This is a genomic window from Flagellimonas sp. HMM57 (genome assembly GCF_021390175.1).
GTDB lineage: Bacteria > Bacteroidota > Bacteroidia > Flavobacteriales > Flavobacteriaceae > Flagellimonas.
This window is the reverse complement of record NZ_CP090004.1, coordinates 2,553,454-2,570,402: the sequence shown is the minus strand read 5'-3', so window position 1 is coordinate 2,570,402 and position 16,949 is coordinate 2,553,454. Positions and strand designations below refer to the sequence as shown.

The window sequence follows — 16,949 nt, the reverse complement described above, 5'->3', positions numbered from 1 at the left end:
CTCCGCGATAATTTTGTGCTTGTAATTTTTTAAATCAAAAAAAATGAAAAGAGCATTGATTATAGGAGGCAGTAGCGGTATTGGTAAAGCAACTGCACAGAACCTTTTGAACCAAGGTGTTGAAGTACACGTAGTAGGAACTAATGACACCAAATTAGAAACCTTTAAAAAAGATGAGTCAAACGATAATCTAGTAACGCATAAGGTCAATATTACAGACCAAGACCAAGTAAGTGTCTTGCAAAACGAGATTGCGGGTTGGAACAACTTGGATTATTTGGTAAACGCTTCAGGTATTTTTGGACCTAAACCATTTTTAGATCATACGACTTCTGACTACGATTCGTACTTAGATCTAAACAGGGGATTCTTTTTTATTACACAAGCTGCGGCAAAAAAGATGGCTGCAACAGAGGGTGGTTCCATCGTCAATGTAGGTTCTATGTGGGCCAAACAATCGGTAAAAGCGACCCCTTCTTCTGCATATTCAATGCAAAAAGCAGGATTGCACAGTTTAACACAGCACTTGGCCATGGAATTGGCGGATTATAAAATCCGTGTGAATGCCGTTTCACCAGCTGTTGTGGAAACACCGGTCTACGAGAATGTATTTGGGGGCAAGCAAGAAGCCAATGATGCGCTTCAAAATTTCCATGCCTTTCACCCAATTGGAAGAAACGGACTTGCCGAAGATGTAGCGAATACCATTTCTTTCTTACTTTCCGATAAAGCATCATGGGTAACGGGCGCCATTTGGGACATTGATGGAGGTGTAATGTCTGGTAGAAACTAAAATTCAACAGGAGATGGTATTATGGTCCATCTCCTTTTAATTCTAAATTTAGTGTTATGTACGACATGAACAATTTGAAAAAACTAGGACTATTGGGTAAGAAGGCCCAAAATGCGATGAAAGCTTTTCAAGCTTTGGACAGTGAAGCACTTACAGATGGTGCCATTCCTAAAAAATATAAGGAATTAATGGCTGTGGCTGTGGCATTGACAACACAATGTCCCTATTGTTTGGAAATCCATAAAAGACATGCTTTGGATGCTGGAGCCACGCAAGAAGAACTTGCTGAGGTCACTTTTGTAGCAGCAGCATTGAGAGCCGGAGCCGCTGTTGTCCACGGTACACACTTAATGGATTAACAATGAACAAACATAAATTGAGCGCAAAATATATTATCGTTGGAGCTGGCCTGTCTGGACTGACCACGGCAAATTCGCTTTTAGAAACTGGTGAAGATGATTTTATCATATTGGAAGGTAGAAACCATATTGGCGGTCGAATCAATACACATAAAGGTATCGATATGGGCGCTACCTGGTTTCAAGACCACCACCTCAATTTGAACAAACTACTTGATAGGTTCAATATCAACATATTTGAGCAATACGGTAAAGGGCAGAGTGTTCTGGTGTACAATACCATGGCACCTGCCCATTTTTTTGAAAATTCCCAAGAGGCCCCTTCTGCAAGCAGGGTTGTAAATGGCACAACTGCCATTGTAGAAAAACTGGCAATGCCGTTAAAGGATAAAATCATAAGAAACACCAAAATTATTGAGGTTACCGAGGTGCAGCATACATTACATCTAAAAACTGAAAACGACATTATTTTTAGTGCCGAAAAAGTTGTTGTGACCGTTCCTCCAAAATTGGCTTCGACTTTAAAGTACAGTCCAGGGCTACCAACAGAATTCAGTACCACAATGAAGCATACCCATACTTGGATGAGCAATGCTATAAAGGTTGGTTTGCTTTTTGAGAAGGCCTTCTGGCGGGAGAAAAACTTTTCTGGTACCGTAATCGGTCAGGTTGGTCCTATAATTGAACTTTATGACCATTGCAATTATGAAAACTCCATATTTGGACTTATGGGGTTTGCCAACGAGGGCTTGCGCGATTTCCCAAAACAGGAGAGAAAGAAGAAAATCCTGGACTATCTGGAAAAGTATCTTGGAAAGGAAATCAAAAAATATACTTTGTATTTGGAAAAGGATTGGTCCAAAGACAGGTTTACCTCATGTGAAAATCTGAAATCCGTATATATGAGTCCGCAATATGGAAATCCGTTGTTTAATGATTTTTATATGGATGGGAAGTTATTTTTTTCAGGAACGGAAACATCACCAGTATATGGAGGATACTTGGACGGAGCCGTATACAGCGGTATTAGGGCAGCTGAAAAGCTTACAAACAAAGTTTTGACTTAATTTTATGCTTAAAATATAATTACTTGTCAAAAATTGAGCAATATCATCTTCATAAATTAAGCCCTCAAAAACTTCAATTTGAGATATATGATCTAAAAAGCTACCGAAAAAAAAGTAGTAACAAAGCGACCCAACCACATTCACATAGTTATTATCAAATCATTTGGTTTTTTTCTTCGGGCGGTAAACATCTTGTTGATTTTAAAGAATATAAAGTAAAGGAAAACACTATTCTATTCATTTCAAAAGGTCAAATCCATGCTTTTGATGAAAATCTTGAAGGCGACGGTTGGTTAATTCATTTCAACGAGAGTTTTTTTATGCATACCGAGGCGGATATCTTCTTGAAGTACGCTATTTTCAAAACACAGGAAAATCCATGCTATGCTATGGAAACTGATACCATTGCCAAATGCAATACATATATAGATTTGATAGTAAAAGAATTATCACATCGCAATCGTTTTGGTTTTGAAAATATGGTCCGTTTTCTTTTAAAATGCTTTCTTATTGATCTTGAACGTGTCCACCAGAACAGAGAACCGGAAAAAATAATCTCCCCTAGCTCTTATACCCTACGCTTTTATGAATTTAAAGAACTGATAGAACGCAATTACGAAAAAAACCTAACTGTTGGGCAATATGCCGAATCCATGTTCATTTCGACAAAAACACTATCTACAATTACAAAAAAGATAGGTAGTAAATCACCATCTGAATTTATAACCGAACGTGTTATCTTACAATCAAAGCGTCTCTTGAAGTTTACTGGACTACAGATAAGTGAAATTGCCTATAAGCTTGGATTTGAAGATCCTTCTTATTTTATCAAGTTCTTTAAACGGCATGTTGCTATCTCACCTAAAAAGTTTAGAAGTAATCATTAAAGATTTGCGCTTGAAGTATTCACTTTTCAAACAAGATTATATTTTCTCTGAAGAATTGTGCAATCGATTGCACAATTATTTTTAAGTCTTCATTATCTTTAGAACTTTGAACGCTAAAGACCAACATGGAAAAATCAAAAATTGCCGGACTCATTCTTGGTCCAATTGTATTTCTCACTTTAAATAACCTGCCTTTTGATATGGTTTCCGAACAAGGGGACCCTGTAATCTCCGTAGCTGTCTGGATGTTGATCTGGTGGATTACCGAAGCAGTTTCCATTTCCGTAACGGCACTTCTACCGTTATTGCTTTTCCCGTTGCTCAAAATCCTGCCGATTGCTGAAGTAGGTGCCAACTACGGAAGTCCCATTGTCTTTCTATTTTTTGGTGGATTTGTGATGGCACTAGCTTTAGAAAAGGTAAATCTCCACAAGCGTATTGCCCTTAATATCATAAAACTGACCGGGACAACTCCCAATAAGGTTATTTTAGGATTTATGATCGCCACTGCTTCTCTAAGCATGTGGATCAGTAATACTGCAAGTACTGTTGTTATGCTACCCATTGCAATCTCAGTAATCAATTTGTTGATTAACGATGAAGACGGATTTACAAAAAATGACCAAAATTTTGCCTTAAGCGTGATGCTGGGTATTGCCTTTTCTGCCAATGCTGGTGGAATTGCAACGGTCATTGGTACACCGCCAAATTCAGTCTTAATAGGATTATTGGAGAATGAGTACAATACTGAAATCTCTTTTTTAAAATGGATGACCATTGGGCTTCCATTTTCAATTGTAATGATAGGCATTAGCTACCTTGTTTTGGTAAAATGGATGTTCCCTAATCGGGATTTAAAGTTTAGTGCCTCAAAAGAAGTTATTCAAGTTGAGCTCCAAAAGTTAGGCCCTACTTCGGGTAAAGAGAAATTAGTCCTCTCCATTTTTGCGGTAACGGTCTCCCTTTGGATTTTTAGAACCTTAATTAACAGTATTTTTCCAAATCTAGGACTTACCGATACCATGATCAGCATTTTCGCTGCAATTGCCCTATTTGCAATTCCATATAACTTAAGGAAGGGTGATTTCTTGATTCAATGGAGGGACACTTCAAAATTGGCATGGGGCATATTGATATTGTTTGGCGGAGGACTGGCGCTGGCAAAGGGAATGTCATCAAGTGGAATAGTGGATATGGTAGCGGTTGCAATTGCCAATAGCGAAATAAGTATAATCCTAACCGCATCTCTATTGATTCTGCTCATGTTATTTATGACCGAACTTATGAGCAATGTGGCACTTGTAGCCGTGTTAGCTCCCGTTGTTGCGGGTATAGCCATTGGGCTGGATATTCCTATACTCTACTTACTTATTCCTGTGACCATAGCAAGTAGTTGTGCGTTTATGTTGCCTATGGCCACTCCACCCAACGCAATTGTTTTTGCCAGTGGTTATGTCAAAGTACCCCAAATGGCGAGAGTTGGTATTGTTTTGAACCTTATTGCTGTTGGATTGTTGATTTTAGTGTTTCAATTTGTGGTTCCGTTCCTTTTTTAATGAATAAACCCTCCTAAAGGGAGGGTTTAAAAACTAACTAACTCAAAAAATAAAAAACTAACTTATCTTATATACGGATTAAAACCTTCTGGTAGATATCCCGTTGTTTCAAACCCTAATTCCACGTCGTCACAAACGTCTATATAGTTAACTGTTTCTACTGAATATTCATTGCTGTAGGCATCAAATCCTTCAGGTAGATATTTAGAAGTATCAAAACCCAAATCATAGTCCTGATCTTCTTCTATAAATACAACTTTGTTTATATCAAATTCTTCAACTAATGCATTTGATTTCATGGCTTGAAGAGAGATTGACATAAAGACAATCATTACTGCGGTCAATGTAAAAGTCTGGTATTTCATAACTGCTGTTTTTAAATATATAGCAAAGATAAAACCACTAAAATTCAAGATTATTATATTTAGATTTTCATTAACTAATGCTAATAAAACAAGTTAGAATAGTATTATCAGTACTTGTTTCAAATCATTGACAAAGTGTTAATTTAACATCTTGGAACCTACCAAATATTCAGCTTTGGAATAGTTTCTTTGCCATTTACACTTGGTCGATTTTATTGTTATTTTTTTGTTAACTGCAATTCATCGATACATTTGTATAGGCGAACTCATCTTGACTTTTCTTTTGCCTAAAAAATGGAATAAATCCCCTCACTTTTCGCCATTTTTATCTACCGTAGCTATGGCTATGCTATCAAAAAACGACTCAATTGATAAAATTTCTTCTCATTTTCTGCTTAAAACTAAAAGTCAAGATGAGTTCGGCAAAAAATAAAGTATATAAAAAAGCCCTCAGAAGAGGGCTTTTTCTTTGACTGACTAAATCAAAAGTTCGTAAAATGACATCTAACATCTTACTTAGTTGACCTCCATGTAGGGGTCAAAGTTTTCTGGTAGATACGTGGTAGTATCAAAACCCAGATCAATTTCCTCATCCTCTATAAAATGGATGGATGCTATTCCAATCGTATCCGTATAGGCATTAAATCCTTCTGGTAAAGAATAATAGCTGTCCAGACCTAGTTCCAACTCAACTTCATCCTCTATATACTCGATAGTACTCAAATCCACATACGCTTCGTATGGTGAGAATCCCGCTGGAAGATACTCTGCAGTATCAAAACCTAGGTCTAAATCCTCATCCTCTATATAGTTGATGGAATGTACGTCTACCACCTCCGTGTATGCATCAAAACCTTCTGGCAGATACTCACTGGTGGCAAAATCCAGATTTAGTTCGTTTTCGTCTTCTATATATATAAGGGAATTCAAATCAAAATAGGTTTCATAAGGGTTAAAGCCTTCAGGAAGATAATCGGAGGTATTAAAACCTAGATCCAAATCCGATTCTTCTTCTACAAACTCAATTTCGTTTAAATTTAATTGAAAGGCTTCCTCATTTATATCATTATAAAATCTGGAAGTTTCACTGTTTGCCTCAGCATTGATGGTCAATACCGTAAAATTGTTCTCAAACGTACTAACAGTTTCGGTCTTAGTTTCTACAACAGCTGCTGCCGTACTTTGTTGGTCTTCTGCTACGGTGGGACTACCTAATAGTGCGCATCCGTAAATCATTAATAACTTGTTCATTTTTGATTGAATTTTTTGATTGATGTAATATGCTTATAAGACTGTCCAAATTTTAAATTGTTACAGTGTTTTTATTTTTTTTGAAAAATTATGATTCTCCATGAACCCAGCTATAGGTATACTTTCGACGGAAAGTATTAGTAAAATCCAATACTCCCAGAGATTGGCATATGAGTTAAAAAAAATGAGAGTTAATATTTATTTAACACGCTATTTTATCCTTTTTTAAGTTCTTTGGGCGCATTCATCACGTCAAACTATTACCAAAATGATTCAAAAATTACTTCCAAAAGTCTTACTTCTTGCTTTTTTAATGGGTTCTTTTTCAACTGTAGAAGCCCAGCTTTTTAAAAAGAAGCAGAAAAAAACAGAAAAAAAAGCAGAGGATAAACCAAAAAAAGGAGCTATTAAGCCTTATGATAAGGTAATCACCAAAGATGCAAAAACCGACGAAGGTCTTTTTAAGGTACACCAAGTAGAGGACAAACATTATTACGAAATTCCTGATTCACTTCTGAATAGGGAAATGCTCATGGTAAGCCGTATCGCTAAAACAGCAACTGGAATTGGTTTTGGTGGCGGAAAAATAAATACCAAAGTACTTCGCTGGGAGAAAAAACCAAAAAAGGTTTTGCTTCGAGTTGTATCCTATGAGAACTTCGCTGCGGACTCTTTACCTGTTCACGAAGCGGTCGTAAATTCAAATTTTGAACCTGTACTTTTCGCTTTTGACATTAAAGCATTCAAAAAAGATTCCTTAAATCCCGCTACGGTTATTGAAGTTGATCCATTGTTTACCAAAGATGTTAATGCCCTTGGTATGCCCGACGGTATTCGAAAAAGATATAAGGTAAGTCGTTTGGACAGTGACCGCAGTTATATAGAGTCCTTAAAGAGTTACCCGCTAAACATTGAAGCTAGACATGTAAAAACTTATGTTGCCAAAGAACCGCCCAGCAACCAGAGCATGGGCTCCATTTCCATAGAAATCAACAATTCTATGATTTTATTGCCAAGAGAACCCATGAAGCGTAGGTATTTTGATGAACGTGTGGGTTGGTTTGCCAGAGGACAGGTGGATTATGGATTGGATGCACAAGAGAGCAAGACCGTTCGTTATCTAGACCGATGGCGATTAGAAGTTAAAGAAGAAGACATAGAAAAGTACAAAGCTGGTGAGCTGGTCGAACCAAAAAAGCCTATTATATATTATGTAGATCGTGCCACACCAAAAAAATGGGTCCCTTTCATTAAACAAGGTATTGAGGATTGGCAAGTAGCCTTTGAGGCAGCTGGTTTTAAAAATGCAATTCTTGCCAAAGACCCACCGAACAAAGAAGAAGACCCAGAATGGTCTCCTGAAGATGTACGGTATTCCGTTGTGCGATATTTGGCTTCACCAATACCAAATGCCAATGGCCCGCATGTTAGTGATCCCCGAAGCGGTGAAATTTTAGAGTCTGACATTAATTGGTACCATAACGTAATGACGCTATTGCGCAACTGGTACTTTGTTCAGACTGCGGCCATTAATCCCGAAGCGCAAAAAGTGGCTTTTAAAGATGAAATCATGGGAAGACTGATCCGTTTTGTATCTGCTCACGAAGTAGGTCATACTTTAGGACTTCCACACAATATGGGAAGCAGTGTTGCTTACCCCGTGGATTCTTTACGTTCCAAGGAATTTACCCAAAAATATGGTACAGCACCGTCCATTATGGATTATGCTAGATTTAACTATGTAGCACAACCCGGCGATGAAGGTGTAGCACTAATGCCAAATATTGGTGTTTATGACAAATACGCTATTCGTTGGGGTTATAAACCTATTCTAGATGTTTCGGCGGTTGATGAAAAACAAGTATTGAACAAATGGATAAGAGCGCATGAAAATGACTCAATGTACCGCTTTGGGCATCAACAAGTAGGAGATATCCATGACCCTAGTTCCCAAACAGAAGATTTGGGCGATGATGCTATAAAAGCGAGCCTTTATGGTATAGCGAACTTGAAGCGTATTGTTCCAAAATTAAAGGAGTGGACTACAGAAGATGGAAAGAACTATAACGATTTAGGAACCTTATACGGCCAAGTAGTCGGTCAATACAGAAGGTATATGGGACATGTGGCCAACAACATAGGTGGCGTTTATGAATATTATAAAACAGCTGATCAAGATGGGGCCGTGTATACCCATGTGTCCAAAGAATACCAAAAGAATTGCATGAATTTTCTTCAGGAAGAACTCTTTACTACTCCAGAATGGTTAATTGACCAAGAGATTTTTAACAAAATTCAATATTCGGGTTCTATCGAAAGAATTCGCTCGGTACAGGAACGCTACTTAAATACAGTGCTTCATCTAGGTAAAATGGCACGCCTTATAGAAAACGAAGCCATAAACGGTAATGAAGCATATACCCTACTGGATATGATGGGTGATTTACGTAAGGGTATCTGGTCAGAAACCAGAAGTGGAAAATCCATCGATACCTATAGAAGAAACTTGCAAAAGGCACATATTGACCGTTTACAGTATTTAATGACAGCAGAAAACCAAAAGAAACTACCTGATTTTGGAGGGTATCGTAAATCTACGGCAGTCAATACAAGTCAATCAGATATACGCTCTGTTTCACGTGCCGAACTGAATAACCTAAAAAGGGATATCAGAAATGGTCTAAACCGAATCTCAGATAGAATGAGCCGATATCATCTTCAGGATGCTTTGGAGCGCATCGACTTAATTTTGGATCCAAAATAGAAATCCTTGACCCAAAAGTTCTGGGTGTAAAAAGTATCCAATCCTTAAATTACATGAATCGGCCCCACTAAAAAGTGGGGCCGATTCATCATTTAGATAGACTGATTTCATCCCAAATTATCGTTAAACCTGACTTTTTGGGGAGACTGTGTATTTTGTCGGATACACCATGTTTTTCAATTTGTAGACATCTTAAAAGAGTGGTTTTACAACATATCACCAATACCAAGGAATGATTTCTGTACTTTAGTAATCCCAAATTTTAGTATTATGACCTACAGAATCAAAAGTCTTATCTATTTGTCCTGTTTTATAATTGTCGCTATTCTTTACTACGACATGGAACAGGAAGAAGCGTTTCAAGATAAAATTTCCACCGAACAAATGGCAGGAAATGAATTTGAAGACGATCAAAAATCCGGAAAACTTCAGGACGAGGTATCAAGCCTACCCCAGTAATACAAATTACCCCTACTATTCTTAAGAGTTTCATAAATGTGATGTTTGACATTTAAACCATAGGGCATATTCTGTGTCCTACTATCAAATCATTAAAATTTAAACTTATGAGACGATTAGTAACAGTATTGGTATTGCTAGCTACAATTGGTGTCTTTGCACAAAGGCATGATGGCGCTAAGCAACGTGAAGGATTTAAAGCAGATTTGACCGTAGAACAAATGGCAACGCTGCACACAAAGAAAATGACTTTAGCACTAGATTTAACCGAAAGGCAGCAGCAACGAGTTATGGAGATAAATCTAGAACAAGCAAAAACACGTAAGGCCAAGCGTGAGGAACGCAAGTCAAAAAAAGAAAGTGGTGAATCAACAAGACCCACTACTGAAGAACGGTATGCATTAGAAAATGAAAGATTGGACAACCAAATAGTCCATCATCAAAAAATGAAAGAGATATTGACAGACGAGCAATACGACACATGGAAAAAAATGGCATTGAAAAAGACAATGAATGGCAAAAAGAAAATGCGGGAGAAAGGAAGAAGAGGATAATGTTTTTTGTTGATTTTAGAGGCCACGCCTGCCATGGGCGTGGCTTCTTTTTTGTTTTATGTTAACAGGTAACAGTAATACTTGACCCTTCAGTTTCCATGTAGGCCGAGGAAGCTATGGTATCTACAAACCTGTAGGATGCAGTGGCTCCAGAATGTGTGAATTCTGTCAATACATAACCACGCTGCGATGCATCAAAATACTTTAAACCATCGATGAGCAGCGTAAAAGCTTGCTGAATCCCGGCTATTGTATTGGGATCATTTCCAAATATTCCTTCGAAACCGGGAGAAGTAACAGATGGACAGGCAAATTCCTCACCAATTTTATTTCCATTAGCATCCTTGAGGATATTATGCCAAGCGTTATGGGTATCACCCGCAAACACAATGGTGTTTTTTCCTTTCAATAAGCTGAACAGTTGTTCGCGTTCCACTGCATAACCATCCCAAGCATCCAAGTTATAAGGTACTTCAGCTGCCAAGCGCGCCAATTCTTCCTGCGTTAAGGTTGGGTCAGCTGCCAATGCTCTTCCTTTAAGCGTGGACAATTCAACAATAGCACTTTGTAAAGCTCCCAAAGTTTCTGGAGATGTATTGCCACCAGCTACCTGACCAATTAATATTAAAAGTTCTGCCGGTACGGTCATTTTACCAATTAGAACCTGTTGTCCCAGAACTTGCCATTTGGCATTACTACCACCAATAGCTCCTGCAGACCAGTCCAGTTGCTCTTGTCCCATAAGTCTTCTCGATGGGTCGTTCAATGCTGCTGAAAACCCTGCAAAGTCAAAGCTTCCATCAACATTAAAATATCCTCCAAAACTCAATTGCTTGTCCCTTCCTATAATTCGGGTATCCAGCATGACCAAGTTTGCCAAGTTTCCAAACTCAAAGTTTCTATAGATAACCCCTTGCGTATCTGTACGAACCGGTAAATATTCACTATGCACCTGGATTGCCCTTTGCAAACGTGCTTGATAATCCCCTTCTGATGCATCATGGTTTTCGGCACCATCTTTATAGGCATCGTTTGTTATTTCATGGTCGTCCCAAACCACTATAAACGGTTTTTTCTGATGAACCAATTGTAATCCTTCGTCTGTGCGATATTGGCGATAGCGAAGTCTATAGTCTTCTAAGGTTAAAATTTCATTGGAAGGATCATGTTCTCGGTTCAGACGTTCCGTATTCTCATTTGTGCCGTAGCCCCCTATTTGATATTCGTAGATATAATCCCCAAGATGAAGCACTACATCGGCATCACTGTTGGCAATAGCATCATATACGTTAAAAAGTCCTGTTGGAAAGTTACTGCATGAACAAGTCGCTACTTTAAGACTGTCAACAGAAGCTCCAGCTTCGGGCAATGTAATGGTCTCACCCACTGGCGAAGTCTCTTTTAAATCGGATTGTATAAACCGATAATAAAATTTACCATTCGCCTGTAGTCCGGTAACATCCTGGACTATGGTAAAATCATTTGCGGAAGAAGCATATTGCATACCTTCCTTGACTACATGGTGGAAGTCTTTATCCGTAGCCATTTGCCAATTGATTTTAATAGATTTTCCAACCTCATCTGCTGTAGGAGTGAATCTGGTCCAGATGATAACAGCGTCTGCAATAGGGTCAAAACTTCCTACACCATGTAAAAATCTAGGCACGCCATCACTTGGACCATCATCGCTTAAAAAATCATCCAATTTTTCACAAGCTACCAGTTGGGAGCTTAAAATAACACCTCCTGAAGCCAAAATGGATTTGGCCAAGAAAGCTCTTCTTGTTTGTGTTTTACGTTGCATTTTTTTGTGTTCTCAGGTTTCCCTAAAACTAAATCATGCAAGTACCTTTTGGGTTAGCCAAATATTACCAGAAAATTAAAATTATTGAACCCATATTGCGTTTGTGTTAACTAGAAGGAAAATTCCATAGAAAACCAACGAAAACTATTTTAACATTTTAAGGCGTATATATACTAACACTCTGTGTGGACTGTTATAACATTAATACATAAAACTATGAAGACACGATCTATAATATTGACCCTAACCTCACTATTCATTTTCTCTTTTGGCATGGCCCAGGAAAACTTTCATTGTCCTTGGGATTCGTGCAGTTTTAAACCTGGTGACAAGGTGTATTTATTTGGCAATGATGTAAAATTACGAACTGCGCCGGACACAAAATCCAAGGTCTTGGAACTGTTGAAAATTGGGGAATGGGTAGAAATCATTGAAAAGACCTCATCATCTTGGCCTTATAAAGGTTTTGATTCTCCATTTTATAAAGTAAAATACGATGACATGACCGGCTACATTATTGGCGGCTTACTTTCTTTGGAGAAGAAAACCATGAACAACACGAACTATTTCTTTGCCTACTCTAGAGAAGACGATATCCTATTTTTGAATATCCGTAACATAAAGGATGGTGATTATGTTGAGAACAAGGTACAATTGGCAAATCCGAATATCATGGTCAAAGCAATAGGAGATCAGGGTCTGGAAAATTTGAACGACATCCTTTATATCGATTATATATCGGAAGCCTGTGGAATGGAGGGTGGTAGCGTTTATTTTTTCGCCCACGACAAGGGACTGTCAAAAGTTGCTGAACTTTCCGCAATATCGGAAGCTGGGCTATTTAGCTATTCCGAAACCTTTGTCTTTCCATACGATGAAGGAGGGATTCCCGGAAAAATAGTTTATAAAAAAGAAAGTCATGAGATATTTGAGGAAGATTCCAACTGGTCAAAAACTTCTTCAGAGATTAGGGAACTTAGTTGGACAGATGGAAAGCTAGTTCCGGATTTTAGGGAGAAAATCTCAAATTAGATAATTTAGATTTCTTATTGTCATAATGAACCTATCGAAATATTTTATTTGACCATAATCAATACCAAGTTTCGATAGACTCAATATAACATTTTAGACGGATCGAAAACTTGTCCTTATTTATCTCGAAGGTTCTTTGTTCAACATATGATTATCAATCATTATTATACTATCGGTTATTTTACCGATATCCTTAATTATCGGCTATTTTACCGATATTCTTGATTATCGGCTATTTTACCGATATTTGCACCTATGAATACTACAATTGCAATTATAACAGGAGATATCATTGATTCCCGTAAGGTAAAACCAGAAACTTGGTTACCCTATTTAAAAAAGGCATTGAGTACGTATGGCAAAGAACCTACACACTGGGAAATCTATCGTGGGGACAGTTTTCAGTTAGAAATCCCATCAGAAAAAGCATTGGAAGCGGCCATCCACATAAAAGCAAGCCTGAAGCAAAACAAAGGATTAGATGTTAGATTGGGGATTGGTCTTGGCAAAAAGGACTATGATTCAGATAAGATAACCGAATCCAATGGCTCTGCATTCGTATATTCAGGAGAATGTTTTGAAAATCTGAAAAAACAGACTTTAGCACTAAAATCAGATGTAATGTCTTTTGATGTCAGCATCAACCTTATGCTAGAGTTAGCGACGTTGACCATGAACAATTGGCTACCTGCAACCGCCAGAGTGGTAAAAACTGCCATTGAAAATCCCAAAGCCAATCAAAAAGAGTTGGCGTCCCTATTGGAAACAACACAGAGCAACATAAGCGAAGCGCTGCTACGCGCTGGATTTGACGAAGTACAGAAGCTTATTTATTTTTATAAATCCCAACTTGCTAAACTATGATCTTATTGACCTTAAAACTTGTACTAGCCCATTTTTTAGGTGATTTTGTATTTCAACCCAGTAAGTGGGTGGAAGACAAACTGAAAAAAAAGTGGAAATCCAAATACCTGTATTGGCATATAGGCATACATCTTTTGGCCCTATTGGTGTTATTACAGTTTCAATACCTATGGATCATTGCAGTAGTAATCGTCTCGCATTACCTAATAGATTTAATCAAACTGGTACTTACCACTAAAAAAAATCACCGTTGGCTATTTGTAGTTGACCAGCTACTTCATCTATCCGTTATTGTATTGGTCGTCTATATGTACGAACCTTTCTCTATTGATTTGGCATCATGGCTTTCTACAAAAATTATATTCCTTTTAATCATGATTGCCTTTGTTACCTATGTTTCGGCAATACTGATCAAACTAATTATGGCACCCTATATTAAAGAATTGCAAAAAGAAAACAAGTCCGAAGGAGAATCCTTAAAAAATGCCGGTCGATATATAGGTATGTTGGAACGCCTATTTGTGTTTGGTTTTATCTTGTTCAATCAATGGGCGTCGATTGGATTTTTGATTACCGCTAAATCTGTTTTCCGATTTGGGGACCTCAACAAAGGAAAAAACAGAAAGTTGACCGAGTATGTACTCATTGGTACACTGCTAAGCTTTGGCTTGGCGATTTTAGCAGGGATGTTCTATAATTATCTGGTGACCTTAATCTAAGATTGTTGATTTGATTTTTTAAAAAGCCAGAATAGAATTACTGCAACAGAAGCAATAAAAGAAAAGGTCATCAATATACCTGATGCCATAATGACGTATCGCATCCAAAGTATTCCTTTAAAAAGAAGATAGATTCCCCCAAAAGTTAACAACACAGAAACTAAAGGTTCCATCAGCAAGAAGCTGCGCCAAAAACCACGCAAGGGGGTAATAGCTACCAACAAAGCCAAAATGAAAAAAAGCATTCCCATGGCCAAAACATGCGTATGGACAATGTTCAGTATCTGTTTTTCACTTTTGGCAAACTTCATCTCTGTTGCTTCAAGGTCATCTTCGTTGCCCAGATAATTTTCTTCTATTCCTTTGGGATTTCCACTGGTGGTCAAGTCCACAAATTGCAAAGCAGAAATAAAACCTGTACTTACCACTAGCAAGAACAGCACGATAAGTGCTTTGATTTCCTTTGAAAAATTTTGAATGTTCCCAACTATAGTCATAATAATGATATCACCCATGGAAAATACTAAAAACTACCGTGGATAGGAAACCTTCTATAATTTGTGCAACAGTTTGTTCAGCCCCAGTTGAAAAATTGTTCCTTCTACAAGTTCGCTAAGGCCCTTCAACTCTTTTGCACTTACTGCAAAGGAAACTTGGGGAATTGGGGTTTTTAGGTGTATTGCCTTGCACGCATTATCCTCACTGCACTTTTTACAGAGTTTGGTATTGTCCGTTGTTGTGCATATTAATTTGAAAAAGACGGTCAACTCCTTATGGGTAATTAAAAGTCCTGTATCTCTAAAAATAAGCTGGATTTTCTTTATGTCAATCGCATCATTGCTTTTCCATTGATATGTGGTTCCAACTGAATTGTGATACAACTGAATGATTTCCATACTTATTTATTCTTGTAATATTTTGGCCTTTTTCAATACTTCAACACTGGATAAAACGGCATTTACGGCAACGGTCATTGATTTTGCAGAAATAGTGGCTCCCGAGATGGCATCCACATCTTCACCATACGCAATCGTATCCCCAGATTTTTTCCCAATAAACTGCTTCAACCAACGCTGGCTTCCAATCTGCCTCCCGTAGTCTTCCCTGTAAATCAAAACCTTGGATTTTTTTATGCTGAGGTCAGGATTAAAAAGTACTACGTAATCAAATATATTTTTCATACTGGGCGCTTCCCCAAGATAAGCGTACCCAATGAGCTTACCAGACTTTTCTACCTTGAATAGATTTTCATGGCCCAATTCTACTTTGGTCTTGGCATTGATAGCTTCTTCAACCTGTATCCATTGTAACTCAAAACCCTCAACTTCAAATGTGGATTGTACCGCATTGTTCAGTTTTTCCTGAAGCCTGGGGGAAATCTTTTTGGGCGAAAAGCCTAAAAACAAAAAGGCCATGCAGAACATGGCCATTACTATCAATTTCGAATTACTTTCCAGTTTCACTTTTTGCAGTTTTTGGGTCTGCGACAAACTTTGAAAGTACCGCTGTAATCTTTTCAGGGTCAGCGTTCATTTTTTCCAACGGATATAAGTGCATGAACAATGGTTTTTTGTCTATGGCCTTAACCAAGGTAAGGTCCTCTTGCCTGTCATATATCTTATCCCAAGACGTTCTTACGTTCGCCCAAAAAGGACTGTGCTCCTTCCACCAGTCCATAGCGAGCTGACACTTTTCATCGGCTACTTTCTTATAGGTGTTCCATCCTTTTTCCTGTGCCAATAACACATCTTCCTTACCATCTTCACGAATCACTTTGTCATTATCTTGTTCGTGTACCCATCCATAATCTGTAATTTCTTGTCGATTGCCCCGAAGCATTACGTTGTAATCGCTTCTTTTTGTATACTCACGTCTTGGTAAAGGGGAATCTGTCTTGTTTTCCCAATAATGTTTTCCGTCTGCGTGAATCCAAGTTGCAGAGCCTGAATATCTAGGGCTGTCATCCACTTGGAATACTTTCTGTGTCCATTGACCTTTTACATCATCTGCAGGCAATGTTTTGAATACCCAATTATTTTCTTTGTCGTAATAGAAAACTTTCTGGTTTTCATACTCCCAATCTTGCCTCCAATGTTTGATGACCATAGTATCATTGACCACCAAAAGATGCTGAATCGAAATCCTGTCGTCCTCATCAACAATTGGTAATGCCAATTCCAAGGCACTGGCGGTATAGTCCATTTTCTTCTCATAGTCAATTTCTGGGGCGAAAGTTTCAGTGTACTTAAAGGTGATATCATAACAACCGCACATATCCTTTATGGCTTTTTTGTCCTGTTCCTTTTTATCCTGGGCTATTGACACAAATGCAAAAACAAAGCTGAAAATGCTAAAAAATGTTACATGTTTCATTTTGAAGTGTTGTTTTTTTTGAATTAAAAAAATTGAAAATTATAATTATTCTTATTTAGATTGATTTAAAATAAAATATATATTTGTCACAAATTTAAACAG

At 37.8% G+C, this 16,949-nt stretch carries 18 protein-coding genes; 11 read left to right on the top strand and 7 right to left on the bottom strand.

The features are described 5' to 3' along the window. Positions 1-43 precede the first annotated feature (43 nt). The 5 genes from LV716_RS11265 to LV716_RS11245 all read left to right on the top strand — a co-directional run bounded on the left by LV716_RS11265 (position 44) and on the right by LV716_RS11245 (position 4,662). The gene (locus tag LV716_RS11265) at positions 44-793 is read left to right on the top strand and encodes an SDR family NAD(P)-dependent oxidoreductase (RefSeq protein ID WP_163417830.1); all 750 of its coding nucleotides are present in this window, start codon (positions 44-46) and stop codon (positions 791-793) included. 56 nt (positions 794-849) lie between these two features. Beyond that, positions 850-1,152, top strand: coding sequence for a carboxymuconolactone decarboxylase family protein (locus LV716_RS11260; protein ID WP_163417829.1), 303 nt, complete (start codon positions 850-852; stop codon positions 1,150-1,152). A gap of 2 nt (positions 1,153-1,154) precedes the next feature. Then, positions 1,155-2,219 carry an NAD(P)/FAD-dependent oxidoreductase gene (locus LV716_RS11255; protein ID WP_163417828.1) on the top strand — a complete coding sequence of 355 codons (1,065 nt, stop codon included), beginning with the start codon at positions 1,155-1,157 and terminating at the stop codon, positions 2,217-2,219. Positions 2,220-2,242: 23 nt separating this feature from the next. Further along, positions 2,243-3,106: an AraC family transcriptional regulator gene (locus LV716_RS11250; RefSeq protein ID WP_233759121.1), complete on the top strand. Its 864-nt coding sequence runs from the start codon at positions 2,243-2,245 to the stop codon at positions 3,104-3,106. 125 nt (positions 3,107-3,231) lie between these two features. Next, positions 3,232-4,662, top strand: a complete 1,431-nt coding sequence (locus tag LV716_RS11245) for a DASS family sodium-coupled anion symporter (protein ID WP_163417827.1) — start codon at positions 3,232-3,234, stop codon at positions 4,660-4,662. A gap of 62 nt (positions 4,663-4,724) precedes the next feature. Here LV716_RS11245 and LV716_RS11240 read toward each other — a convergent pair whose 3' ends face one another. Further along, a complete protein-coding gene (locus tag LV716_RS11240) occupies positions 4,725-5,027 on the bottom strand; it encodes a hypothetical protein (RefSeq protein ID WP_163417826.1) in 303 nt (100 codons plus the stop codon). 516 nt (positions 5,028-5,543) lie between these two features. Next, entirely contained in the window at positions 5,544-6,278 is a 735-nt protein-coding gene (locus LV716_RS11235) for a hypothetical protein (RefSeq protein ID WP_163417825.1), read from the bottom strand. 268 nt (positions 6,279-6,546) lie between these two features. Here LV716_RS11235 and LV716_RS11230 point away from each other — a divergent pair, with 268 nt between their 5' ends. From LV716_RS11230 to LV716_RS11220, 3 genes are all read left to right on the top strand, one after another. Next, positions 6,547-9,042, top strand: a complete 2,496-nt coding sequence (locus LV716_RS11230; RefSeq protein ID WP_163417824.1) for a zinc-dependent metalloprotease — start codon at positions 6,547-6,549, stop codon at positions 9,040-9,042. Positions 9,043-9,312: 270 nt separating this feature from the next. Continuing rightward, complete coding sequence (locus LV716_RS11225; protein WP_163417823.1) at positions 9,313-9,501, top strand: hypothetical protein; 189 nt, start codon at positions 9,313-9,315, stop codon at positions 9,499-9,501. 107 nt (positions 9,502-9,608) lie between these two features. Beyond that, positions 9,609-10,055 carry a hypothetical protein gene (locus tag LV716_RS11220; RefSeq protein WP_163417822.1) on the top strand — a complete coding sequence of 149 codons (447 nt, stop codon included), beginning with the start codon at positions 9,609-9,611 and terminating at the stop codon, positions 10,053-10,055. 61 nt (positions 10,056-10,116) lie between these two features. Here the strand turns inward: LV716_RS11220 and LV716_RS11215 are convergent, their stop codons facing one another. Next, positions 10,117-11,859 carry an alkaline phosphatase gene (locus LV716_RS11215; protein WP_163417821.1) on the bottom strand — a complete coding sequence of 581 codons (1,743 nt, stop codon included), beginning with the start codon at positions 11,857-11,859 and terminating at the stop codon, positions 10,117-10,119. A gap of 216 nt (positions 11,860-12,075) precedes the next feature. On the opposite strand from LV716_RS11215, the gene LV716_RS11210 reads away from it, so the two are divergent. The 3 genes from LV716_RS11210 (at position 12,076) to LV716_RS11200 (ending at position 14,474) form a co-directional block, all read left to right on the top strand. Further along, on the top strand, positions 12,076-12,891 hold the full coding sequence (locus LV716_RS11210) for an SH3 domain-containing protein (RefSeq protein WP_163417820.1): 816 nt from the start codon (positions 12,076-12,078) through the stop codon (positions 12,889-12,891). Positions 12,892-13,146: 255 nt separating this feature from the next. Further along, a complete protein-coding gene (locus tag LV716_RS11205) occupies positions 13,147-13,755 on the top strand; it encodes a transcriptional regulator (RefSeq protein WP_163417819.1) in 609 nt (202 codons plus the stop codon). Next, the gene (locus LV716_RS11200; RefSeq protein ID WP_163417818.1) at positions 13,752-14,474 is read left to right on the top strand and encodes a DUF3307 domain-containing protein; all 723 of its coding nucleotides are present in this window, start codon (positions 13,752-13,754) and stop codon (positions 14,472-14,474) included. Before LV716_RS11205 ends, LV716_RS11200 begins: the two co-directional genes overlap by 4 nt. Here the strand turns inward: LV716_RS11200 and LV716_RS11195 are convergent. The 4 genes from LV716_RS11195 to LV716_RS11180 are packed head-to-tail and all read right to left on the bottom strand — an operon-like array spanning position 14,471 to position 16,847. Next, positions 14,471-14,989, bottom strand: a complete 519-nt coding sequence (locus tag LV716_RS11195) for a hypothetical protein (protein ID WP_233759120.1) — start codon at positions 14,987-14,989, stop codon at positions 14,471-14,473. The genes LV716_RS11200 and LV716_RS11195 overlap by 4 nt on opposite strands. A gap of 36 nt (positions 14,990-15,025) precedes the next feature. Continuing rightward, on the bottom strand, positions 15,026-15,370 hold the full coding sequence (locus LV716_RS11190) for a hypothetical protein (protein WP_163417817.1): 345 nt from the start codon (positions 15,368-15,370) through the stop codon (positions 15,026-15,028). Between the two features lie 6 nt (positions 15,371-15,376). Then, on the bottom strand, positions 15,377-15,937 hold the full coding sequence (locus LV716_RS11185; protein ID WP_163417816.1) for an FMN-binding protein: 561 nt from the start codon (positions 15,935-15,937) through the stop codon (positions 15,377-15,379). Next, positions 15,921-16,847, bottom strand: coding sequence for a DUF6607 family protein (locus tag LV716_RS11180; protein WP_163417815.1), 927 nt, complete (start codon positions 16,845-16,847; stop codon positions 15,921-15,923). The genes LV716_RS11185 and LV716_RS11180 overlap by 17 nt, the downstream gene beginning before the upstream one ends. Positions 16,848-16,949 lie beyond the last annotated feature (102 nt).